The 21,274-nt window shown below is 70.8% G+C and carries 16 protein-coding genes; 2 read left to right on the top strand and 14 right to left on the bottom strand.

Going from position 1 to position 21,274, the window contains the following annotated elements; genetic code table 11:
- Position 1: 1 nt before the first annotated feature.
- The 13 genes from ACWCQ6_RS13945 to ACWCQ6_RS13885 all read right to left on the bottom strand — a co-directional run bounded on the left by ACWCQ6_RS13945 (position 2) and on the right by ACWCQ6_RS13885 (position 17,674).
- On the bottom strand, positions 2 to 850 hold the full coding sequence (locus ACWCQ6_RS13945; protein WP_451088782.1) for a TatD family hydrolase: 849 nt from the start codon (positions 848 to 850) through the stop codon (positions 2 to 4).
- A complete protein-coding gene (locus ACWCQ6_RS13940; protein WP_451088780.1) occupies positions 850 to 1,515 on the bottom strand; it encodes an EboA domain-containing protein in 666 nt (221 codons plus the stop codon). The genes ACWCQ6_RS13945 and ACWCQ6_RS13940 overlap by 1 nt, the downstream gene beginning before the upstream one ends.
- A gap of 21 nt (positions 1,516 to 1,536) precedes the next feature.
- Complete coding sequence (locus tag ACWCQ6_RS13935) at positions 1,537 to 2,439, bottom strand: sugar phosphate isomerase/epimerase family protein (RefSeq protein ID WP_451088778.1); 903 nt, start codon at positions 2,437 to 2,439, stop codon at positions 1,537 to 1,539.
- A complete protein-coding gene (locus tag ACWCQ6_RS13930) occupies positions 2,436 to 3,467 on the bottom strand; it encodes an SCO3242 family prenyltransferase (RefSeq protein ID WP_451088776.1) in 1,032 nt (343 codons plus the stop codon). The genes ACWCQ6_RS13935 and ACWCQ6_RS13930 overlap by 4 nt, the downstream gene beginning before the upstream one ends.
- A complete protein-coding gene (locus tag ACWCQ6_RS13925; RefSeq protein ID WP_451088774.1) occupies positions 3,464 to 4,582 on the bottom strand; it encodes an inositol-3-phosphate synthase in 1,119 nt (372 codons plus the stop codon). Before ACWCQ6_RS13925 ends, ACWCQ6_RS13930 begins: the two co-directional genes overlap by 4 nt.
- A 132-nt stretch (positions 4,583 to 4,714) precedes the next feature.
- Entirely contained in the window at positions 4,715 to 8,554 is a 3,840-nt protein-coding gene (locus ACWCQ6_RS13920) for a ThuA domain-containing protein (protein ID WP_451088772.1), read from the bottom strand.
- A 200-nt stretch (positions 8,555 to 8,754) separates the two neighbouring features.
- Positions 8,755 to 9,759, bottom strand: coding sequence for a sugar phosphate isomerase/epimerase family protein (locus ACWCQ6_RS13915; RefSeq protein WP_451088770.1), 1,005 nt, complete (start codon positions 9,757 to 9,759; stop codon positions 8,755 to 8,757).
- 227 nt (positions 9,760 to 9,986) lie between these two features.
- Positions 9,987 to 11,225, bottom strand: a complete 1,239-nt coding sequence (locus tag ACWCQ6_RS13910) for a Gfo/Idh/MocA family protein (RefSeq protein WP_451088768.1) — start codon at positions 11,223 to 11,225, stop codon at positions 9,987 to 9,989.
- 68 nt (positions 11,226 to 11,293) lie between these two features.
- Complete coding sequence (locus ACWCQ6_RS13905; RefSeq protein WP_451088766.1) at positions 11,294 to 12,331, bottom strand: substrate-binding domain-containing protein; 1,038 nt, start codon at positions 12,329 to 12,331, stop codon at positions 11,294 to 11,296.
- Between the two features lie 78 nt (positions 12,332 to 12,409).
- Positions 12,410 to 13,459, bottom strand: a complete 1,050-nt coding sequence (locus ACWCQ6_RS13900; protein ID WP_451088764.1) for an ABC transporter permease — start codon at positions 13,457 to 13,459, stop codon at positions 12,410 to 12,412.
- Entirely contained in the window at positions 13,456 to 14,982 is a 1,527-nt protein-coding gene (locus ACWCQ6_RS13895; RefSeq protein ID WP_451088762.1) for a sugar ABC transporter ATP-binding protein, read from the bottom strand. Before ACWCQ6_RS13895 ends, ACWCQ6_RS13900 begins: the two co-directional genes overlap by 4 nt.
- A 157-nt stretch (positions 14,983 to 15,139) precedes the next feature.
- Positions 15,140 to 16,321, bottom strand: a complete 1,182-nt coding sequence (locus ACWCQ6_RS13890) for an ROK family transcriptional regulator (protein ID WP_358944890.1) — start codon at positions 16,319 to 16,321, stop codon at positions 15,140 to 15,142.
- Positions 16,322 to 16,723: 402 nt separating this feature from the next.
- Positions 16,724 to 17,674: a beta-ketoacyl-ACP synthase III gene (locus ACWCQ6_RS13885; RefSeq protein ID WP_451088759.1), complete on the bottom strand. Its 951-nt coding sequence runs from the start codon at positions 17,672 to 17,674 to the stop codon at positions 16,724 to 16,726.
- Between the two features lie 285 nt (positions 17,675 to 17,959).
- Between ACWCQ6_RS13885 and fdhD the strand changes: the two genes are divergently transcribed.
- A complete protein-coding gene (fdhD, locus tag ACWCQ6_RS13880; RefSeq protein ID WP_451088757.1) occupies positions 17,960 to 18,808 on the top strand; it encodes a formate dehydrogenase accessory sulfurtransferase FdhD in 849 nt (282 codons plus the stop codon).
- Between the two features lie 36 nt (positions 18,809 to 18,844).
- Here fdhD and ACWCQ6_RS13875 read toward each other — a convergent pair whose 3' ends face one another.
- Positions 18,845 to 19,876, bottom strand: a complete 1,032-nt coding sequence (locus ACWCQ6_RS13875; protein WP_451088755.1) for a bile acid:sodium symporter family protein — start codon at positions 19,874 to 19,876, stop codon at positions 18,845 to 18,847.
- 119 nt (positions 19,877 to 19,995) lie between these two features.
- Here ACWCQ6_RS13875 and ACWCQ6_RS13870 point away from each other — a divergent pair, with 119 nt between their 5' ends.
- Positions 19,996 to 20,910 (top strand): LysR substrate-binding domain-containing protein, encoded by a 915-nt coding sequence (locus tag ACWCQ6_RS13870; protein ID WP_451088753.1) that lies wholly within the window; start codon positions 19,996 to 19,998, stop codon positions 20,908 to 20,910.
- Positions 20,911 to 21,274: the final 364 nt, after the last annotated feature.

The raw sequence follows: 21,274 nt of genomic DNA, 5'->3' as shown, positions 1-21,274 counted from the left end.
CTCACTCCCCGCCGCGCAGGATGGAGTTGCCTTCGTGGAGGGGTTCCGGCGTGGCGACGCCGAGCTGGAGCCGGCCGCTCTGCCCGTAGAAGGCGACGGGGTTGCGCCAGAGCAGCTGGTCGACGTTGTCGTCGCTGAATCCGGCGGCGAGCATGGCGTCGCCCACCTTGCGGGTCTTGAGCGGGTCGCTTCTTCCCCAGTCGGCGGCCGAGTTGACCAGGATCCGCTCGGTGCCGTGGGTCCTGAGGATCGCGATCATGCGGTCCTCGTCCATCTTGGTGTCGGGGTAGATGGAGAAGCCTGCCCAGCAGCCGCTGTCCAGGGCGTCCTTCACGGTCGTCTCGTTGAGGTGGTCGAGCAGGACCCGTTCCGGGGAGAGGTGGGATTCGCGGATGACATCGAGGGTGCGGTGCAGCCCGGCGAGCTTGTCCCGGTGCGGGGTGTGCACGAGCGCGGGCAGCTCGTGGTCGGCGGCGAGCTGGAGCTGCGCGGCCAGGGCGGTGTCCTCGGCCGGGGTCATGGAGTCGTAGCCGATCTCGCCGACGGCGACGACGGAGTCCTTGACGAGATAGCGGGGCAGGGCGTCCAGGACGGGGACGCAGCGCGGGTCGTTCGCCTCCTTCGGGTTGAGGGCGAGCGTGCAGTGGTGGGCGATGCCGTACTGGGCGGCGCGGAAGGGTTCCCAGCCGAGCAGGGCGTCGAAGTAGTCGAAGAAGCTGGCGGGCGAGGTGCGGGGCTGGCCGAGCCAGAAGGAGGGTTCGACGAGGGCGCGGACCCCCGCGTCGTACATCGCCTGGTAGTCGTCCGTGGTGCGGGAGGTCATATGGATGTGCGGGTCGAAGATGCGCATCAGGACTCCTCCGTGGGGGCGGCGGCACCGGGGTTGGTGAGTGCGAGGACGCGGGTGAGATCGGCGGGGACACTGCGGCCCGCTGCGATGCGTTCGGCGGCGAAGTCGCCGAGCATGCGTGCGAGTTCGGCATCGCCGCGCGCGCGTCGGGACAGTCCGTCCACGGCGCCGACAGGGACCCCGGTGAAGAGACACTTGAGAATGGCGTGGCGCCAGTTGTGCGGATCGAGATGAGCGGCGGCATACGGTCCGACGGCTGCGGCGACCAGCCGGGTGTCATTGGTGCGCAGGGCGTCCTCGACGAGCGGAAGGGCGGTGGGGCCGAGGTCCAGCTGGTGCAGGGTGAGCAGGACGGCGCGCCGTTCTGCGGCGGTGCCCTGTTCGTAGAGCCTGGTCAGGGCGGGCAGCGCGACCCGGGCTTCGATGAGCAGCAGGGCGCGTACGGAGTCGGCGTGTTCGAGTCCGCAGTGCCGGCCGGCCGCGGCGTACCGCAGTTCCCACGACGGGGCGGCGTACGGTCCGCCGGGCTGTTCGGTGTCCTGGTGGGTGGCGGAGTGCTCGGCCTCGGCGAGGGCCTCGTCGAGCCAGGCGCGTGCGGCTCCGCCGAGCTGTGCGTCGAGTTCCTTGCGGGTCAGCAGTGGGGGGTTCGTCGGGGACATCGGCATGGCTTCGCTCCCTTCGGCTGTTCAGCGGCTCGACGAACTGTGTGTCGACGGGCTGTGACTCGATGCACTGCGGCTGGACGGACTGTGTTCGCGGAGGAATTCGATCGAGGTGCGGGCGAGTTCGGGGCCGGCGTGCGAGTGACGGGGCAGTTCGACGACGGTGAGGCCGCGGTAGCCGGTGTCCGACAGGGTGTCGAGTGCTTCGAGTACGGGCGGGAAGTCGATCTCGCCCTCGCCGAACGGGAGGTGTTCATGGACCCCGCGGCGCATGTCCTCGATCTGGACGTGGCGCAGCCAGGGGGCGGCGTCGCGGACGCAGTCGACGGGCAGGGCGGGCTCCAGGCACTGGCAGTGGCCGATGTCGAGGGTGAGCCCGAGCTGTGCCGGGTCGCCGGTGAGGACGCGCAGATGGTGGAAGTCGGCGAGGCTGGCGAGGAGGTGGCCGGGCTCGGGTTCGATCGCGAGGGGAATGCCGGAGCGGTCGGCGGCCTCCAGGACCGGGGCGATGGAGCCGGTGAGCCGCTGCCAGGCGGTGTCGGGGGCGGTGTCCGGTGGGGTGATGCCGCTGAAGCAGTGCACGGCGTGGGCACCGAGGTCGGCGGCGATGCCGACGGCCCGGACGAGCAGCCGGGTGCGGGCGGCGCGGGCCTCCGGGTCCGGGTCGAGGAGGGACGGGCCGTGCTTGCGGCGTGGGTCGAGGATGTAGCGGGCACCGGTCTCGACGGTGACGCCGAGCCCCAGTGCCTGGAGCCTGGCCGCCACGTGGCGGGTGCGGGCGGCGGCGTCCGGGGCGAGGGGGTCGAGGTGCATGTGGTCGAGGGTCAGGCCGACCCCGTCGTAGCCGAGGTCGGCGAGGAGTCCGAGGGCGTCGTCCAGGCGGAGGTCGGTGAGCCCGTTGGTGCCGTAGCCGAAGCGGATCGTCATGTCGGGCTGACCTTCCGGGCGAGGGTGCGGGCGATCGGTACGAGTCCCATGACGGCGAGGCCCTCGCCGACCGCTCCCGCGCGGGCGGCGAGGGCGGCCTGGAGCGGGATCATCGCCCGGATGCCTCCGCCGACTGCGCGCTGGGTGAGCGGCGGGGACGGGTTGAGCGCGGCGTGCAGGAGGGGGACAGCGGCGGTCCGGAAGTAGGAGCCGGTGAGCGCGGTGCGCACCAGACCGGGGACGGTGGCGACGGGGGTCGCCGGTGAGGGGCGCGGCAGGGGCGGCTCGCCGCCTCCCCTGTCCGGATCCGTCTCCTGGGTTCCGCGCCGTCCGCGCTGCTCGTGCACGGCCGCGGCGCCCAGCGCGGCGACGGCCGCGAGCGCGGCGAGGGGTGCGGTGGTGGATCCGCCGTGCGCCTCGTGCCGGGAGACGGCGGTGACCGCGTAGGTGTGCGCGGCCAGGAGGCCGGCGGCCGGAAGGGCGCCGCGTACGGAGCCACGCCCGGCCGGATCCGATCCACGGGCGGATCCCGGCCCCGCACCTGCCCCCGGACCCGCCACCACCCCCGCTGTCCGATCCGCCGCCCCGGTGGCGGTGGCGCCGAGGAGCAGGTCCAGCCCGCGCGCCGCCGCCATCGCCGCCGGACCGGCCGGGGTGTGCTTCAACCGGAGGTCGTACGCCCATACGGTCGCCGCCAGCCCGCTCGCCACCGCGAGGGCCGGGCGGCCGGCCCGGGCGGCGAGGCCCAGCCCGGCGGCCGTCAGCGCGCCCGCCGCCGCGAGGGCCGCAGCGGGTGCGATCCGGCCCGAGGGGATCGGCCGGTGCGGGCGGTCGATGGCGTCCTCCTCGCGGTCGGCCCAGTCGTTCAGCGCCATGCCCGCCTCGTACAGGCAGAACGAGGCTCCGACGGCGAGCGCGGTTCCGCGGCCGGGACGCCGGCCGCTCGCCGCCGCCCCGGCGAGCGCGTCGCCGGGGACGGTGAAGAGCGCGGAGACCCTGAGCAGTTCCGCCCAGGCGCCCGCCGTCACTGTTCCCCCCGGAGCGTCTCGGCGAAGGCGAGCAGCGCGAGGTACTGCTCGAAGAGCGCGGCCGGGCCGCCGTCCGGGTCCTTGAAGTAGAAGCCGAGCTGGGGCAACGAGCCGCTCATGCCTCGCTCGTGGGCGCGGGCCACCAGTCTGGCGAGGTCCAGCACCAGGGGCGCGGCCAGTGCGGAGTCGCATCCCTGCCAGGTGGTCTGGAGCACCATCCGGGCGCCGAGGAATCCGTCGAACGCGATGTGGTCCCAGGCGGTCTTCCAGTCGCCGAGGGCCGGTACGTCGTCGATGTGGACCTCGCCCTCGGGGGCGGTTCCCAGAGTGTCGGCGAGGACGCGTTCCTTGCCTGCGTTCTTGGCGGCCGCCGCGCCGGGGTCGGCCAGCGCCGCTCCGTCCCCGCCGCCCAGCAGGTTGGTGCCGGACCAGGCCCGTACGGGCAGGGCGCGTTGCACGAACATCGGGGCGAGTACGGAGCGGAGCAAGGTCTGGCCGGTCTTGCCGTCGCGGCCCGCGTGAGGAAGTCTGCAGGCCGCGACGGCGTCCTGGAGGGCGGGGGTGCGCAGCCCGGTGGAGGGGGTGAAGTTGATGTAGGGGCAGCCGGCCCGCAGAGCAGCCGCCGCGTAGAGCGAGCTGGCGGGGAGCCGCTGTTCGCCGGGGGCCGGGACGGGTTCCGTGGACGCCACGTTGACGACGACCGTCCTGGCCAGGTCGTTGCGGTGCCCGAAGTCGGTGATGTCGGCGGCGAACGCGGTGATGAGTTCCTCGTCGCTGCGGGTGTCGCCGAGCAGTGGTCCGCCGGGCCGTATCCCCGCGTCCGCGGCGGCGAGTTCAGAGTGCACCGCCGTGGGCAGGCCGTGCGGCAGCACTCCCCCGGCCGCCAGTGCCTCGGCCCGCTTCGGCAGCGGGCAGCCGGCCGTGTCGTGTCCGCCGAAGACGAGTGAGGTGAGTGCGGGCAGCCCGCTGCCGGTGAAGGGCGGGGTCTCGGTGACCATGCCTGCCGCCGGGTGGAGCCCTGCCGCGACCGCCGCGCACCCCGCGGTGGCGGTGGTGGCGACGGAGCCGCGTGCTCCGATGAACCAGACTCCGGTACGTACGGCGGTTGCTGACACGGGCTGCCTCCCTGGCTGGGGGTGCTGGCTGGGCAGAGCGGGTGGCACTGTGCAACGGAGGGACGGGATCGGGCGGGGACGGCGGGCGGGGAGGGTGTCCCTTCCTCGCCCGCCGTCACCGGAACGGGCGCCCTACGCCGAGGGCAGTTCCTTCAGCTGGATGTTGCGGAACGACACATGGTCGTCGGCACCGTGGTTCTGGATGCCGATGTAGCCGCTCTTCAGGCTCCGTACCGGATCGGTGTTGGTGAAGTCGTTGATCTTCACCCCGTTGAGGAAGACCTGGAGGCGTTCGCCCTGGACCTTGATCTCGTAGCTGTTCCACTGGCCGGGCGGCCGGAGGACCTGGTCACGGGCCTTGGCGTTCGCCGCCTTGAAGGTGTAGACGGAGCCCGTGGTGCGGTCGGGCGCGTCGGTGGCGTCGATCTGGACCTCGTAGCCGTTGTTCACCGCGGACCAGGGGTCGCCGGACTCCGGGAAACCGACGAAGACACCGGAGTTGTCGTCGCCCTGCATCTTCCAGTCGAGCTTGAGGGAGTACGAGCCGAGCTCCTTGGCCTGGTAGGTGAGCAGGCCCATGCCGCCCTGGGAGCGGAGTTCACCGTCGACGACGTCGAACGTTCCGGGGCCTGCCTGCTTCCAGCCTTCGAGCGTCTTGCCGTTGAAGATCGGCCGGTAGCCGGTGTCGGGCTTGCAGTCGGCCTTCACCTGTCCGGCCGCGTACCGCATGCCGCCCAGGAGCATTTGGCGGAAGGCCGGTTCGGCATACGACTCCTTGGTGTGGCCGAGGCCGGTGTAGAAGGAACGGCCGCCCTGGTAGGTCTGGCACCAGGTGATGGGGTGGTCGCCCTTCATGGAGCCGCCGGTGTAGGTCGTCTCGTCGAGTGTGGCGAGGACCTTGGCCTGGCCTCGCGGATTCGTGCGGTAGTTGTACCACTCATCGGTGCGGTTCCACTCGTCGTCGAGGTGTGCGGTGGCCGGATGCTGATGGTCCTCGACGCGGACGGTGGCGGACTGGATCGCGGGGTGCGAGGAGAAGTAGGCCCCGACGAGTCCGCCGTAGAACGCCCAGTCGTACTCGGTGTCCGCCGCCGCGTGGACGCCCATGTAGCCGCCGCCGGTGGCCACGTAGTTCTCGAAGGCCTTCTGCTGGTCGGAGTTGAGTACGTCACCGGTCGTCGAGAGGAAGACGACGGCGTCGTAGCGGGCCAGGTTGCTGGTGGTGAACTGGCCTGCCGTCTCGGTGGCGTCGACGGTGATGTTGCTGTCCTTGCCGAGTTCCTTGAGAGCCGCGATGCCGTCCGCAATCGCGTCGTGGCGGAAGCCTGCCGTCTTCGAGAAGACCAGGACCCGCTTGGCGGTCTTGTCGGGAGCGCTGTTGGAGAGCTCGAAATCGTCGATGTCGAAGAGCGCCCCGTTGCCTCCCTTGAAGACCAGGAAGAGTTCGGTGGATGTCGTCGGGACTCCGCGCAGCGGTACGTCGATGTCCTGGAAGTTGTCCCAGGCACCGGTCACCGGGACGGGTGCGGAGCCGAGAATCTTGCCGGTCGCCGAGCCGGTGCGGACTTCGAGGAAGCCGCCGGCACCGCCGGAGGAGATCCGCGCGGTCAGCTTGGTGGAACCGGCCAGGAGATACGGCTTGAAGGAGATCCAGTCGTCGTTGTGGATGTCGCCGACCGTCTTGCCGCCATGGGCGGTCGCCTTGTTCTGCGGGGCGACGCCGTGGGAGTCGCCGTAGTGCTCGGCCTGACGGTGGCGCGGCTGGAGTTCGGCCTGGTCGTGGCCGGACAGGGCGGCCTGGCCGCCTCCCCCGCCGTCCGTGTACGAGGCGTCGATGACTCCGAAGATGTTGGCGTTGGGGTCGTGTCCGCCGTCCATCTCCGTCTTGATGGTTCCGGTGCAGCCGTGCGCCGAGGTGATGGGGTGGCCGTGGCTGTCGTGGCCGAGGATGAAGCGGACCTCGATCTTCGAGCAGTCGACGGTTCCGTCCTCGGGGTCCGTGACGGTCACCTTGAACGGGATCTCGTCGCCGAAGGAGAACATCTGTCCGTCACCGGGGAGTTCCAGCTTCACCACCGGAGCCGTGTTGCCGACCGTCACATGGACGTTGGCCGAGCCGGTGCGGCCGGTGGGGTCGGTGACGGTGACGGTGGCGGTGTAGGTGCCGTTCTTCTTGTACGTGTACGTGGGGTTGGCGGCGGTCGACGTGCCGCCGTCGCCGAAGTCCCAGCTGTAGCTGAGCGTGTCGCCGTCGGCGTCGGTGGTTCCGGCCGAGGAGAAGGCGACCTTGAGGGGTGCGGTGCCCGAGGTCTTGTTGGCGGTCGCCTCGGCGATCGGTGAGCGTCCGCCGGTGGCGTTCTCGATGCGGTAGAGCGCCGAGTTCTGGTCGCCGCCGAAGTAGCCGGTACCGTAGTCGAGTACGTACAGCGCGCCGTCGGGACCGAATGCCATGTCCATCACCTGGGTTCCCGACCACGGGAAGGCGTTGATGGACTTCACCGTGCCATCGGTGTCCTGGTCGATGCGCTTGATCCAGCGCCGGCCGAACTCACCTGCGAAGAAATCGCCGTCGTAGGCCTCGGGGAACTTCACGGGCGAGTCGAGGTCGGCGTCGTAGTGGTAGACGGGTCCGCCCATCGGGGACTCGGAGCCGCTGCCCAACTCGGGCACCGATCCGCCGTCGTACGGGATCCAGGCAGGCTGGGACGGCGGCAGGTCGACCAGCCCGGTGTTGTACCGGGAGGTGTTCTTGGGTGCGGCGCAGTCGAAGGTCTCGCCGGAGGTCCTGGTCGCGAAGTCGTAGTCGACGAACGGGTCGTTCTTGCCCGTGCAGAACGGCCAGCCGAAGTTGCCGGCCTTGGTGACGCGGGCGAACTCGACCTGACCGCCGGGTCCGCGCTTGGGGTCGGCCGCACCTGCGTCGGGCCCGTAGTCGCCGACGTACACGATGCCGGTGGGCTTGTCGACGGTGAAACGGAAGGGGTTGCGGAAGCCCATCGCGTAGATCTCGGGGCGGGTCCTGTCCGTGCCCGGGGCGAAGAGGTTGCCCTCGGGGACGGTGTACGAGCCGTCGTCGGCGACCTTGATGCGGAGGATCTTGCCGCGCAGATCGTTGGTGTTCCCGGAGGTGCGGCGGGCGTCGAACGCGGGGTTGCGGTCGGGCCGGTCGTCGATCGGGGTGTAGCCGTCGGAGGCGAACGGGTTGGAGTCGTCGCCGGTGGACAGGTACAAATTGCCCTGCGCGTCGAAGTCGATGTCACCGCCGACGTGGCAGCAGATGCCGCGCGAGGCCGGGATGTCCAGGACCTTCTTCTCGCTGGCCGTGTCGAGTGTGCCGTCCTCCTTGAGGACGAAGCGCGAAAGCCGGTTCACTCCGTCGAACTTGGCGAAGTCGGCGGCGGTGCCGTTCTCGGGGGCGTCGCCGGACGGCGTGTCCAGCGGGGGCGCGTAGTAGAGGTAGATCGCCCGGTTCCTGCTGAAGTCCGGGTCGACGCCGACACCCTGGAGACCTTCCTCGTCGTGGGAGTAGACGGGGAGGACACCGGCGAGCGTGGTGTCGCCGCCGCTGTCGGTGAGCCACAGCTCGCCGCCGCGCGCGGTGTGCAGGACGCTGCGGTCCGGGAGCACCGCCAGTGTCATGGGCTCGCCGGTCTCGGCCACCCCCTTCGCAAGGGTGACCGGCTGGAATTCCTCGGCCGCCGCATCGGTGGCGGCCGGTGAGGTGGGCCCTGTCGCTGCTGCTCCGGGCGTGGCGCCCAGGGCCAGGGTGGCCGCGGCGAGCAGGCCGCCGGTGAGCAACGCGAGGGATTTGCGTAGGCGGAGCCGTGTTCTGCTCCTGTTTCCGGTTGGGGTTCTGTGCACGAGTGTCCTCCGGAGAGTGCCGGTTGTACGGGCGGGGTGCTGCCGTGCCGTGCTGCGCGGGGACTGCCGCGCGGGTCGTCCGGGGTGTGGGACACCGGCGACCCGAGTCATGTCATGTACACGTTCTGGACCGTAGACCTGTTCGTCCGGGACGGAAAGCCCTTGTGCAGCGGTCCGGTCGAACTTTTTCCTGCGTCAGGACAAAGCGGTAGGAGGGCAGGGGTGGGTACGGGACGGCCGCGAAGCCCTCTCCTCCGCCCGCCCTGCCCGGCCCGAGGCCCGGGGACTCACCGTCCCCGGGCGGGAGTCGGTCAGTCGCCGCCCCCGAACGCCGCGTCGAACGACGCCGAAGGCGGCTCGAAGTCGTACCGCTTCAGCGTGGCGAGTGCCTCCGGGGCACCGGCCAGCCGGTCCATCCCGGCGTCCTCCCACTCCACGGAGACCGGCCCCTCGTAGCCGATGGACCGGAGCATCCGGAAGACGTCCTCCCAGGGCACGTCTCCGTGCCCGGCCGAGACGAAGTCCCAGCCGCGCCGCGGATCGCCCCAGGGCAGATGCGAGCCGAGCCGTCCGTTGCGGCCGTCGAGGCGCTTGCGTGCCTCCTTGCAGTCCACGTGGTAGATCCGGTCCCGGAATTCGTACAGGAAGTTGACCGGGTCCAGGTCCTGCCAGACGAAGTGGCTCGGGTCGAAGTTCAGTCCGAATGCGGCCCGGTGACCGACGGCCTCCAGTGCGCGGTGCGTGGTCCAGTAGTCGTACGCGATCTCGCTGGGGTGCACCTCGTGGGCGAAGCGCACGCCCTCCGCGTCGAAGACGTCCAGAATCGGGTTCCAGCGCTCGGCGAAGTCCTCGTAGCCCCGCTCGATCATGTGCGGCGGCACCGGTGGGAACATCGCGACCAGGTGCCAGATCGACGAGCCGGTGAAGCCGATGACGGTACGCACCCCGAAGGCGGCGGCCGCTCGGGCGGTGTCCTTGAGCTCCTCGGCGGCCCGGCGGCGAACCCCTTCGGGCTCGCCGTCGCCCCAGATCCGCGCGGGCAGGATCCCCTGGTGCCGCTCGTCGATCGGGTCGTCGCAGACGGCCTGGCCGACGAGGTGGTTGGAGATCGCCCAGCACTTCAGTCCGTACGTGTCGAGCAGCTGCCGCCGGCCGTCCAGATAGCCGGGGTCGGCCAGCGCCTTGTCGACCTCGAAATGGTCTCCCCAGCAGGCGAGTTCGAGCCCGTCGTAACCGAAGTCCCGGGCAAGCCGGCAGACCTCCTCCAGCGGCAGGTCGGCCCACTGGCCGGTGAAGAGGGTGAAGGGACGGGGCATGGGCGGGACCTCCTGGGGCGTGTCTCGAAAGTGGCGTCGTCCGCCCGGAGGGCGGGGCCGGGGGCATCCGGTGCGTGCCATCGCAAAAGGCGGAGTCAGGAGAGCGCAGCGGGCTGCGCCGACGACCGACAACGCGGCCAGCGATGGGGTCTACCCTGCTCGAGCGAAGCCGAGAGCTTGGAAAAGTGCCGGACGTTCTGGGCCGGGCGGGACTTTCGACACACGCCCTAGAGAACCACGGGGGTGTGTACGGAGTTCTTCCCAGCACTCTCCTCCACTGCTGCGAGCACCCGCTGCACCTGCAGTCCGTCGGCGAACGAGGGTGCGGGGGCGCTCCCTTCGGCGATCGTCCGCACCAGGTCGCGGGCCTGGTGAACGAAGGTGTGCTCGTAGCCGAGGGCGTGGCCCGGCGGCCACCACGCCTCCAGGTAGGGGTGCTGGGGTTCGGTGACGAGGATGCGCCGGAATCCTGCCGTGGCGGCGGGTTCGGTGTGGTCGTGGAAGGACAGTTCGTTGAGCCGTTCCAGATCGAAGGCGAGCGAGCCGCGCTCTCCGTTGATCTCCAGCCGCAGCGCGTTCTTCCGCCCGGCCGCCATCCGGGTCGCCTCGAAGGAGGCCAGCGCCCCGGAGGCGAGCCGTCCGGTGAACAGGGCCGCGTCGTCGACGGTCACCGCTCCTCGCCCGGCCGGGTCCGCGGCGCCGGAGAGCCCGGCCGACGGGCCGGCGAGCCGGGGCCGTTCGCGTACGAAGGTCTCGCTGACCGCCGACACCCCGACCAGTGGCTCCCCCGCCAGATACTGGGCGAGGTCGACGATGTGCGCACCCAGGTCGCCGAGGGCGCCCGAGCCGGCGCGTTCCCGCTCCAGCCGCCAGGTGAGCGGCGACTCGGGGTCGACGAGCCAATCCTGGAGGTAGGCGGCGCGGACATGGCGCAGGGTGCCGATCCGTCCCGCGGAGATCAGTTGCCGCGCGTAGGCGATCGCGGGCACCCGGCGGTAGTTGAAGCCCACCATCGCGACCTGGCCGCGGGCGGCGGCGCGCTCCGCGGCCTCGGCCATCGCCTCGGCCTCGGCGACCGTGTTGGCGAGCGGCTTCTCGCACAGCACGTGCTTGCCCGCCTCCAGGGCGGCGATGGCGATCTCGGCATGGCTGTCGCCGGGGGTGCAGATGTCGACGAGTTGCACATCGTCCCGGGCGATCAGGGCCCGCCAGTCGGTCTCGGCAGCCGCCCAGCCGTGGCGGGCGGCCGCCGCGTCGACCGCGGCCCGGTCGCGTCCGCAGATCGCGGCGAGAGCCGGCGTCATCGGCAGGTCGAAGACATGTCCCGCGGTGCGCCAGCCCTGTGAGTGGGCGGCGCCCATGAACGCGTATCCGACCATGCCGACACCGAGCACCGGCGCACTGGTCGCCGGCCGGTGCGCCGGCGGCGCTGCGGCCTCCTGATCCGTCTCTTCCCTACGGGCCATCCGGGCTTCCTCCTCTTCGGTCGTTCGGTGGGTGCGGCAGGAGGGTCAGCACTCTCCTGCGGGGCGGATCAGCTGAAGCCCGTCGGCAGGTACTGGTCGATGTTCTCCTTGGTGACCACGGCCGAGTAGAGGGTGAGGCTGGTCGGGATCTCCAGCTCGGCCAGCCCGCTGACGCCCTTGCCCTGGGCCAGCGCGCGGGCCAGGTCGATGGCGGACGCGGCCATGGTCGGCGGGTAGAGGACGGTGGCCTTCAGGACGCTGTTGTCGGCCTTGATGGCGTCCATCGCGGACTTGGCCCCGGCGCCGCCGACCATCAGGAACTCGTCGCGGCCGGCCTGCTGAATGGCGCGCAGCGCACCCACGCCCTGGTCGTCGTCGTGGTTCCACACCGCGTCGATCCTCTTCTGCCCCTGGAGGAGCTGGGCCATCTTCGCCTGGCCCGACTCGACGGTGAAGTCGGCGGCCTGACGGGCCACCAGCTCGATGTCGGGGTAGTTCTTCAGCGCGTCGGCGAAGCCCTGGCTGCGCTGTTTGGTGAGCTCCAGGTTGTCGATGCCGGCCAGCTCGACGACCTTCGCACCCGCCTTTCCCTTGAGCTGCTCGCCGATGTACGTACCGGCGTTGAGGCCCATTCCGTAGTTGTCGCCGCCGACCCAGCAGCGGTAGGCCTGCGGGGAGGCGAAGATCCGGTCCAGGTTGACGACGGGGATGCCCGCCCGCATGGCTTCCAGGCCGACCTGGGTGAGCGCCTTGCCGTCGGCCGGGAGGATGACGAGAACATCGACCTTCTTGTTGATGAGGGTCTTGACCTGGCCGATCTGGGCGGCGGTGTCGTTGGAGCCCTCGGTGGTCTCCAGCGTCACCTCGGAGTACGTGGCCGCCCGTGACTTGGCGTTCTCGTTGATGGCGTTGAGCCAGCCGTGGTCGGCCTGCGGACCCGCGAAGCCGATGGTGACGGGCTTGCCGGGCTTGTTGTCGGCGGCGGGTCCGGTGCTCTTGGCGGTGTCCTCGCTCTTGGGGTCGTTGCTGGTGCAGGCGGTGAGGAGGGCGCCCGCGGAGACGGCTGCGGTACCGAAGAGCAGTCGTCTGCGGCTGGTTTCTGGCATGGCTGTCAACCCTTCATCCGGTGCGTGACATGTCACATGGGGCGAACGGGGCGGTGGGCGGGACGGCGGGGTGGAGCGTCAGGTCTCCCCGTGCGCCGACGTGCGGCGCTGGACCAGGACGGCGGCGACGATGATCGCGCCCTTGGCGATCTGCTGGACGTCGCTCTGCAGATTGTTGAGCGCGAAGATGTTGGTGATGGTGGTGAAGACCAGGACACCGAGTACGGATCCGACGATGGTGCCGCGCCCGCCGCTGAGCAGGGTGCCGCCGATGATCGCGGCCGCGATGGCGTCGAGCTCGTACAGATTGCCGTTGGTGTTCTGACCCGAGCCGGACAGGATGATCAGCATGAAGGCGGCGATGCCGCAGCACAGCCCGGAGAGCAGATAGAGGAAGAGCCGCTGGCGCCGTACGTCGATGCCGGCCAGCCTGGCGGCTTCGGCGTTGCCGCCGACCGCGACCGTGCGCCGTCCGAAGGTCGTACGGTTCAGCACCAGCCAGCCGATGACGGTGACCGCCGCGAACATCATGACCAGTGGCGGGATGCCGAGGACGTAGGAGTCGGGCAGGCCCAGGTCGAGGACCGACTTGACGGTGACGATCTGGGTCTTGCCGTCGGTGATCTGGAGGGCGAGCCCGCGGGCCGAGGCGAGCATGGCCAGCGTCGCGATGAACGGCACCATCCGTCCGTACGCGATGAGCAGACCGTTCACCAGTCCGGCCGCGAGCCCGACGATCACCGCGGTGAACAGGATCCCCGCGAAGCCGTACTCCTGGGTGGCGACCGTGGTCGCCCAGACGGAGGCGAGCGCGACCATCGCGCCGACCGAGAGATCGATGCCGCCGCTGGTGATGACGAAGGTCATCCCTACGGTGACGACACCGATGACGGACGACTGGGTCAGGATCAGTTGAAGGTTGCCGGTGTCCAGGAAGGTGTCGGGCTCGGTGAATCCGCCGACGGCGACCAGCACCGCGAGAACGCCGAGGAGCGAGAGGTTACGGACGTCCAGGCGCAGGCCCGGGGTGCGGGCGTGTCCGTCCTTCTTCCGGAGTCCGGGGGCCGGGGCGGGGGCGGCCCCCTTGTCCGGCCCGCCCTGCTGCGCCGAGGAGACGGGCTGCGTCATGACGTCGGGCTCCCTTCCATCACCAGGTCGAGTACACGGTGCTCGTCGAGCTCCCGGGCGTCCGCCGTATGCACGACGCGGCCCTCGCGGAGCACCAGCACCCGGTCGGCGAGGCCCAGCACTTCGGGCACCTCGCTGGAGACGAGCAGGACGGCGAGGCCTTCGTCGGCCAGCCGGCGGATCACGGCGTACAGCTCGGCGCGGGCGCCGACGTCGACGCCGCGGGTCGGTTCGTCGAGCAGCAGTACCCGGCAGCCGCGCAGCAGCCAGCGGGCCAGAACCGCCTTCTGCTGGTTGCCGCCGGAGAGCGTACGGACGGGGGTGTCCGGGTTGTCGGGGCGCAGCGAGAGTTCGCGGGTGGCTTCGCGGGCCGCCCGGCGTTCGGCGGCGCGGTCGATCCAGCCGGCCCTGGAGAAGCGGGACATCGAGGAGACCGAGACATTGCGGGTGACCGATTCGAGCATCAGCAGGGCCTGCGCCTTGCGTTCCTCGGGGGCGAGGCCGATTCCGGCGGCGACGGCCGCGCGGACGCTGCCCGGCTTCAGTTGCTTGCCGGCCACGGTCACCCGTCCGGCGCTCGGCCGGCGGGCGCCGTATACGGTCTCCAGGATCTCGGAGCGCCCCGAACCGACGAGCCCGGCCAGACCCACGATCTCACCGGGCCTCAATTCCAGGTCAACCGGGTCGAATTCACCGTTTCTGCTCAGCCCCTCGACCTTCAGGACGGGCTCCGCCGCGGTGGCTTCGCTGCCGTCCGCGGTGCGGGGCGGGAAGACGTACTCGACGTTGCGACCCGTCATCATGGCAACGATGTCGCGTGTCGGTGTGGAATCGGCGGGCAGCCCGACGGCCACGGCGCGGCCGTCCTTGAGCACGGTCACCCGGTCGCCGATCCGGCGGATCTCCTCCAGACGGTGCGAGATGTACACGACGGCGACCCCGTCGGCGGTGAGCGCGGCGACGATACGGAAGAGGTTGTCGACCTCGTCCGGGTCGAGTGCGGCGGACGGCTCGTCCATGACGATGAGCCGTACCTCGTGCGAGAGCGCCCGCGCCATGGAGACGATCTGCTGCTGCGCGGCGGACAGCTCGCCGACCGGGCGGGCCGGGTCGATCTCCGGGTGGCCGAGCCGCTTCAGCAGCGCCGCGGCGGCCGTGCGGCCCTCACGGATGCGGACGACGAAGCGGGCGGTGGTGGGTTCGTGGCCGAGGAAGACGTTCTCGGCGACCGACAGGCCCTCGACCAGGTCGAGTTCCTGGTAGATGGTGGCGATGCCCAGTCGCATGGCGGCGATGGGCGACTTCAGCGCGGCCGGTTCGCCGCGCCAGGTGATCTCGCCGCCGTCGGGCTGATGGGCCCCGGCGAGCACCTTGATGAGGGTCGACTTGCCGGCGCCGTTCTGCCCGAGGAGACAGTGGACTTCGCCGGCCTGGACCTCCAGGTCCACGCCGTCGAGGGCGCGCACTCCGGGGAACGACTTGGTGATGCCGGACATGGTGAGCAGGGGTGGTTCTGGTGCCATGACGATCCCCTCGGCAAATGGGGTCTCCCCTGCTCGAACGCAGCCGAGAGCTTGGGGAGGGCCGGTGAGCGGGCAGGGCTGTACCAGGTGCGGTGGTGCGGCTGTTTCCGGCGCATCCGGTGCTTCCGGGGTGCGCCCGTGCGTGGCCGGCCCGGGGTCAGGCCGGTGAGAAGAGGTGGTCGCTGATGAGGCGGGCGGCGCCGATCACTCCGGCGGCCGGCCCCAACTCACCGAGCACGATGGGAAGATTGCCGGTGGCCAGGGGCAGCGACTGCCGGTAGACCTGGGTCCGGACACTGGCGAGGAGCGTGTGACCGAGGCCGGTCACACCGCCGCCGATCACCACCAGGCCGGGATTGAAGAAGCTGACGAGTCCCGCGATGACCTGACCGACCCGGTTGCCGCCTTCGCGGATCAGATCGAGCGAGGTGGCGTCACCGGCCGCCGCGGCGGCGGCCACGTCGGCGGCGGTGAGCCTCCCGGCTGCCTCCAGCCGGCCGGCGAGCTCCGCCGACCGCCCGGTGCGCGCCGCGTCCTCGGCGTCGCGGGCGAGCGCGGCACCGCTGAAGTGGGCCTCCAGGCATCCCCGGTTGCCGCAGGCGCAGGCGCGGCCCTCGGGTTCCACCTGTATATGGCCGATGTCCCCGGCACTGCCGGTCGTGCCGCGGTGGACGTCGCCGCCGACGACGATGCCGCAGCCGATTCCGGTGCCGATCTTGACGCAGAGGAAGTCGCCCACGGAGCGTGCGACGCCCGCGTGCTGCTCCCCCATCGCCATCAGGTTCACATCGTTGTCGACCATGACGGGGCAGCCCAGTTCCTGGCTGAGCGCCTCGCGGACCGGGAAGCCGTCCCAGCCGGGCATGATCGGGGGTGCGACCGGGACGCCTTCGGGGAAGCGGACCGGTCCGGGTACGCCGATGCCCGCGCCGTCGAAACCCTCGGCCAGCCCGGAGGCCCGGAGCTTGGCCGCCATGGACAGCACCTGCTCGAAGATGGCGACAGGGCCTTCACGTACGTCCATCGGATGGTTGAGGTGACCCAGGACCTCCAACTCGGCGTTGGTGACGGCCACATCGACGGATGTGGCACCGATGTCGACGCCGAGGAACCGCAGTTGCGGTGCGAGCCGGATGTTGTGCGAACGGCGCCCGCCGCGGGATGCGGCGAGTCCGTCGGCCACGACGAGCCCGGTCTCCAGCAGTCGGTCGACCTCGACGGCGAGCTTGGAGCGGGAGAGATCGACCTGATCCCCCAGCTGTGCCCGTGAGTTGGGCCCGCCGTCGCGCAACAGCCGGAGCAGTCGCGCCTGATGCGCATTCGCGGGTCGTGCCGTCATACGTCTCACGCGCCCCTCCCCGCCGCATCGGCCTGTCCGTCGGGCTTTCGAGGGGAACGTAGCAGTGGTTGCCGGGAGTGGGAAGAAGTTGCGCAGGAATCCACTACAACTTTCTCCACACCGAGGACAAAGCCGGTCGGTCGCACCTGCCGTCGTCGAGTGCGGCGCAACGGCCACCGCTGTTCCTCGTCGACACCGATCCCGAAGCCGGTCGCCAGTCCCGCCGGCCCGCCGACCCACTGGCGTATCCCCAAGCCCTCGGCTGCGCTCGAGCAGGGGAGACCACACTCCTCACCGCACCGTCGGAACGTCCGCATACGTCAAGCAGGCGGACGCCCCTCCGTCTTGCGATGCGCCACATCCGGCGCCGCGCACTGATCCACCAGGATCGCGGGACAGCCCTCAGGGGCAGCGAATCACCTGACCCGCGTACGAGAGATTCCCGCCGAAGCCGAAGAGCAGAACCGGCGCGCCGCTGCGGACCTCACCGCGTTCCACCAGTTTGGAGAGGGCCATCGGGATCGAGGCCGCGGATGTGTTGCCGGAGTCCACGACGTCCCTGGCGATGACCGCGTTGACCGCGCCGATCTTCCTGGCAACGGGTTCGACGATCCTCAGGTTGGCCTGGTGCAGCACCACCGCCCCCAGCTCCTCGGGCGCCACACCGGCCTTCTCGCACACCTTGCGGGCAATGGGCGGCAGCTGTGTGGTGGCCCAGCGATAGACGGACTGCCCTTCCTGCGCGAACCGCGGCGGCGTCCCCTCGATCCGTACCGCGTTCCCCATCTCCGGCACCGAGCCCCACAGAACGGGGCCGATCCCGGGCCGGTCGCCCCCGTACGGCTCCGCGACGACGACCGCCGCACCGGCTCCGTCGCCGAGCAGGACGCAGGTGCTGCGGTCGGTCCAGTCGGCGATGTCCGCCATCTTGTCGGCGCCGATGACCAGGACGCGCTCGGCGGCCCCGGCCCGGACGGCGTGGTCGGCGGTGGCGAGGGCGTGGGTGAAGCCGGAGCAGACAACGTTGATGTCCATCACCGCGGGCGAGCCCATCCCGAGCCGGGCGGCGACGCGCGCCGACATGCTCGGCGAGCGGTCGATCGCGGTCGAGGTGGCGACCAGGACCAGATCGACCTCGGCCGGCAGCAGCCCGGCCGCGGCCAGCGCCTTGGCCCCCGCGTGCGCGGCCATCTCGTCCACCGGCTCGTCCGGCCCCCCGACGTGGCGGGTCCTGATGCCGACGCGGCTGGTGATCCACTCATCGCTGGTGTCGACCATGGCCGCCAGGTCGTCGTTGGTGAGCACCTTGGCGGGCTGATAGTGGCCGAGCGCCACGACACGTGAGCCGGTCATGTACGGGGTCCCCTCGCTACGAATGGCAGGAGTCATCCAGTCTTGGTCGCTACTGCCCGGTACGGGGTCACGGGTTCCCACAGGAATAGCGCCCGGCCATTGGAGGCTTGACGACAGGCTTGACAGGAAGAAAGGATTCTGCAGGCAGTCTTTTGTCTACTTGAAGACGTTTTCTGCGCATCGCCGGGTCCGCTCCGTACAGGACAACAGGCCCGCTCCGTACAGGACAATGAGATCGTCAGGGCCGGTTCGGTCTCCCACACGTACAGAATCGGGTTCAACACCATGGGACGGGTCACCGAGCGTCGCCGCACCATCCGCATCCGGGACGGGGCCGTCTCCGCCCGGCCCGACACGCTCGTCGCCGAGGAGCCCCTGGAGATCCGGCTCGACGGCAGGCCGCTCGCCATCACGATGCGCACGCCGGGTGACGACTTCGCCCTGGCGGCGGGGTTCCTGGTGAGCGAGGGTGTCATCGGCGACGGCTCCGAGGTGCAGTCCATCGTCTACTGCGCCGGAGCGACGGCCGACGGTGTCAACACGTACAACGTGGTGGACGTGAAGCTCGCCCCCGGTGTCCCGGTCCCCGACATCACGCTCGAACGCAATGTGTACACCACCTCGTCCTGCGGGCTGTGCGGCAAGGCGAGCCTCGACGCGGTGCGCACCACGACCCGGCACCCGGTCGCCGACCATCCCCCTCTGCAGGTCGAGCCCGCCCTGCTCGCCGCCCTCCCCGACCGGCTGCGCTCCGCACAGCAGGTCTTCGACCGGACCGGGGGGCTGCACGCGGCGGCGCTGTTCTCCGAGACGGGCGAACTGCTCGACATCCGGGAGGACGTCGGCCGGCACAACGCGGTCGACAAACTGGTCGGCCGGGCCCTCACCGACCACCGGCTGCCGCTGTCCCGGGCCATTCTGCTGGTGTCGGGGCGGGCCTCGTTCGAGCTGGCCCAGAAGGCGGTGATGGCCGGGATCCCGATGCTCGCGGCGGTCTCGGCGCCGTCGTCCCTCGCCGTCGACCTGGCGGCCGAGACCGGACTGACCCTGGTCGGCTTCCTGCGGGGTCCTTCGATGAACGTGTACGCGGGCGAGCACCGGATCGCCCTGGAGACGCCGGTCGGCCGGGGCTGAGGCCCCCCGGGCGCCCCGGCCCCGGCCCGCCGCGGCTCAGCCCATCGCGGCGGCGGGCTCCCGCGACACCGCCTCGCTCGCCGGGCTCTCCTGCTCCGCATCGCGCGAGCGGCGCTTGGCGATCACGGCGCACACCATCAGCTGCATCTGGTGGAAGAGCATCAGCGGCAGCACGGCGAGCGAGGCCTGCGCCCCGAACAGCACGCTCGCCATCGGCAGCCCGGAGGCCAGGCTCTTCTTCGAACCGGCGAACTGGATGGCGATCCGGTCCTCCCGGTCGAAGCCGAGCCGCTTCGCCCCGTACCAGGTCAGCGTGAGCATCAGCGCGAGCAGCAGCGCCTCGGCACCGAGAAGTGCCCCGAGCCGGGCCGGGGTGACCTGACGCCAGATGCCCCCGACCATGCCCTCGCTGAAGGCCGTGTAGACGACGAGCAGGATCGAGCCGCGGTCGACATGGCCGAGGACCTTCTTGTGGTGGGTGACGAAGCCGCCGATCCAGCGGCGCAGCAGTTGCCCCGCGACGAACGGCAGCAGCAGCTGGACCCCGATCCTCAGCAGCGCGTCCGCCGAGAATCCGCCGCCGTTGTTGCCGAGCAGGGCGGCCGCGAGCAGCGGGGTGAGGAAGATCCCGGCAATCGACGAGAAGGAGCCCGCGCAGATCGCCGCGGGAACGTTGCCCCGGGCAATCGAGGTGAAGGCGATCGACGACTGGATGGTCGACGGGACGAGGCAGAGAAAGAGGAAGCCGCTGTAGAGCTGCGGCGTCAGCACGTACGGAACCAGCCCCTTGCCGGCGAGTCCGAGCAGCGGGAACGCGACGAAGGTGCAGATCAGCACCGTGAGGTGGAGCCGCCAGTGCTTGAGCCCGTCCATGGCCTCGGCGGTGGAGAGCCGGGCGCCGTACAGGAAGAAGAGAAAGGCGATCGCTCCGGTGGAGGCGCCGCCCGCCACATCGGCCGCGGTCCCCGAGGCCGGCAGTATCGCGGCGAGCACGACGGTGCCGATCAGCGCCAGGATGTACGGGTCGAGCGGTAGCCAGGACGGCAGTTTCAGGGTGCGGCGGCTCATGTGCTCCACATGTTCTCTTGGTTCTGGTCGTGCCTTTTCCATGCTGCTCCCGATCGCGGTGATCGGGAATCCCGCACACCGCTCTCACTGTCATCACGGATCGCGATAGCCTGGCACTCATGTACGACCCCGCGCAGCTCCGTACCTTTCTCGCCGTGGCCCAGACGCTGAGTTTCACGCGGGCCGCCCGGCGGCTGGGGGTGCGGCAGTCCACGGTGAGCCAGCATGTGCGGCGCCTGGAGGATGCGGCGGGGCGGCAGCTGTTCACCCGGGACACGCACCGGGTCGAGCTCACCGTGGACGGCGAGGCCATGCTCGGCTTCGCCCGGACGATACTCGCGGCCCATGAGCGCGCCGCGGCCTTCTTCACCGGCACCCGGCTGCGCGGGCGGCTGCGGTTCGGGGTCTCCGAGGACTTCGTGCTGACCCGGCTGCCGGAGATCCTGGAGTCGTTCCGCCACGACCATCCGGAGGTCGAACTGGAGCTGACGGTGGAGCTCTCCGGAACGCTCCATCAGCGTCTCGCGGCCGGCCGGCTCGATCTGGTGCTGGCCAAGCGGCGCACCGGCGACACGCACGGCGAGCTGGTCCGGCAGGATGCGCTGGCCTGGATCGGCGCACCGCAGCTGCGGATCGACCCGGACCGCCCGGTGCCGCTGATCGTCTTCCCGCCGCCGGGCATCACCCGGGCCCGCGCCCTGGAGGTCCTGGAGGAGCACGGCCGGTCCTGGCGGATCGCCTGCACGAGCACCAGCCTGAGCGGGCTGATCGCGGCGGCCCACGCGGGGCTGGGCGTGATGGTCCACAGCCGGGGCCTGATCCCGCCGGGCCTGGCGCCGGTGCCGGCCAGGGCGGGGCTGCCGGAACTGGGCGATGTGGACTTCGTCCTGTCGCACGGCCGCCGCCGCGACGGGGCGCACGAGGCCGCGGACGCGCTGGCGACGGCGATCCTGGCGGGCGGCGACCGACTGATCCGCGGCGTCGGCACCATCGCTTCGGTGGGCGGCCGGGACGGCGCACGGCCACACGTATGACCTCCCGTGCGCATGGGAGGCCTGTCGCCGGGCCGGGGACCTGCCGGGCCATGACCGACCGCGCGCACGGGAGGCACGGACACACCGACGGTCGCACACGACCCACCCGATTCGGGTGAATGTGGATGGATCCCTGAACATGCCCCTGGAACGGGAGTGGCAGTGCCGTACAGATTCGGTGGAGATTCCTGCGCCCGCCACGCGCTCCGCGGTCCCGGCCACGCCCGAGCCTTGCCCATCTGGCCGGATTTCGGTGGCCGATCTGAGCATATGCCACATTGTCCACCGGTTCGGGGCCCTCCCGCCGCGCCGCCCGGTGGGGTAGCGTCACGGCGCTGTGCGGAGCGCCACAAGGAGCAGGTCA

Source organism: Streptomyces sp. NPDC001880 (genome assembly GCF_053594575.1).
Note: the sequence above shows the minus strand (reverse complement) of the source record. Positions and strands in the feature narration are given on the sequence as shown.

What these genes read in the sequence shown, in the direction of transcription:
- ACWCQ6_RS13945 (WP_451088782.1), bottom strand. Translation starts at nt 850, where the DNA reads ATGCGCATCTTCGACCCGCACATCCATATGACCTCCCGCACCACGGAC.
- ACWCQ6_RS13940 (WP_451088780.1), bottom strand. Translation starts at nt 1,515, where the DNA reads ATGCCGATGTCCCCGACGAACCCCCCACTGCTGACCCGCAAGGAACTC.
- ACWCQ6_RS13935 (WP_451088778.1), bottom strand. Translation starts at nt 2,439, where the DNA reads ATGACGATCCGCTTCGGCTACGGCACCAACGGGCTCACCGACCTCCGC.
- ACWCQ6_RS13920 (WP_451088772.1), bottom strand. Translation starts at nt 8,554, where the DNA reads ATGACTCGGGTCGCCGGTGTCCCACACCCCGGACGACCCGCGCGGCAG.
- ACWCQ6_RS13915 (WP_451088770.1), bottom strand. Translation starts at nt 9,759, where the DNA reads ATGCCCCGTCCCTTCACCCTCTTCACCGGCCAGTGGGCCGACCTGCCG.
- ACWCQ6_RS13910 (WP_451088768.1), bottom strand. Translation starts at nt 11,225, where the DNA reads ATGGCCCGTAGGGAAGAGACGGATCAGGAGGCCGCAGCGCCGCCGGCG.
- ACWCQ6_RS13905 (WP_451088766.1), bottom strand. Translation starts at nt 12,331, where the DNA reads ATGCCAGAAACCAGCCGCAGACGACTGCTCTTCGGTACCGCAGCCGTC.
- ACWCQ6_RS13900 (WP_451088764.1), bottom strand. Translation starts at nt 13,459, where the DNA reads ATGACGCAGCCCGTCTCCTCGGCGCAGCAGGGCGGGCCGGACAAGGGG.
- ACWCQ6_RS13895 (WP_451088762.1), bottom strand. Translation starts at nt 14,982, where the DNA reads ATGGCACCAGAACCACCCCTGCTCACCATGTCCGGCATCACCAAGTCG.
- ACWCQ6_RS13890 (WP_358944890.1), bottom strand. Translation starts at nt 16,321, where the DNA reads ATGACGGCACGACCCGCGAATGCGCATCAGGCGCGACTGCTCCGGCTG.
- ACWCQ6_RS13885 (WP_451088759.1), bottom strand. Translation starts at nt 17,674, where the DNA reads ATGACCGGCTCACGTGTCGTGGCGCTCGGCCACTATCAGCCCGCCAAG.
- fdhD (WP_451088757.1), top strand. Translation starts at nt 17,960, where the DNA reads ATGGGACGGGTCACCGAGCGTCGCCGCACCATCCGCATCCGGGACGGG.
- ACWCQ6_RS13875 (WP_451088755.1), bottom strand. Translation starts at nt 19,876, where the DNA reads ATGAGCCGCCGCACCCTGAAACTGCCGTCCTGGCTACCGCTCGACCCG.
- ACWCQ6_RS13870 (WP_451088753.1), top strand. Translation starts at nt 19,996, where the DNA reads ATGTACGACCCCGCGCAGCTCCGTACCTTTCTCGCCGTGGCCCAGACG.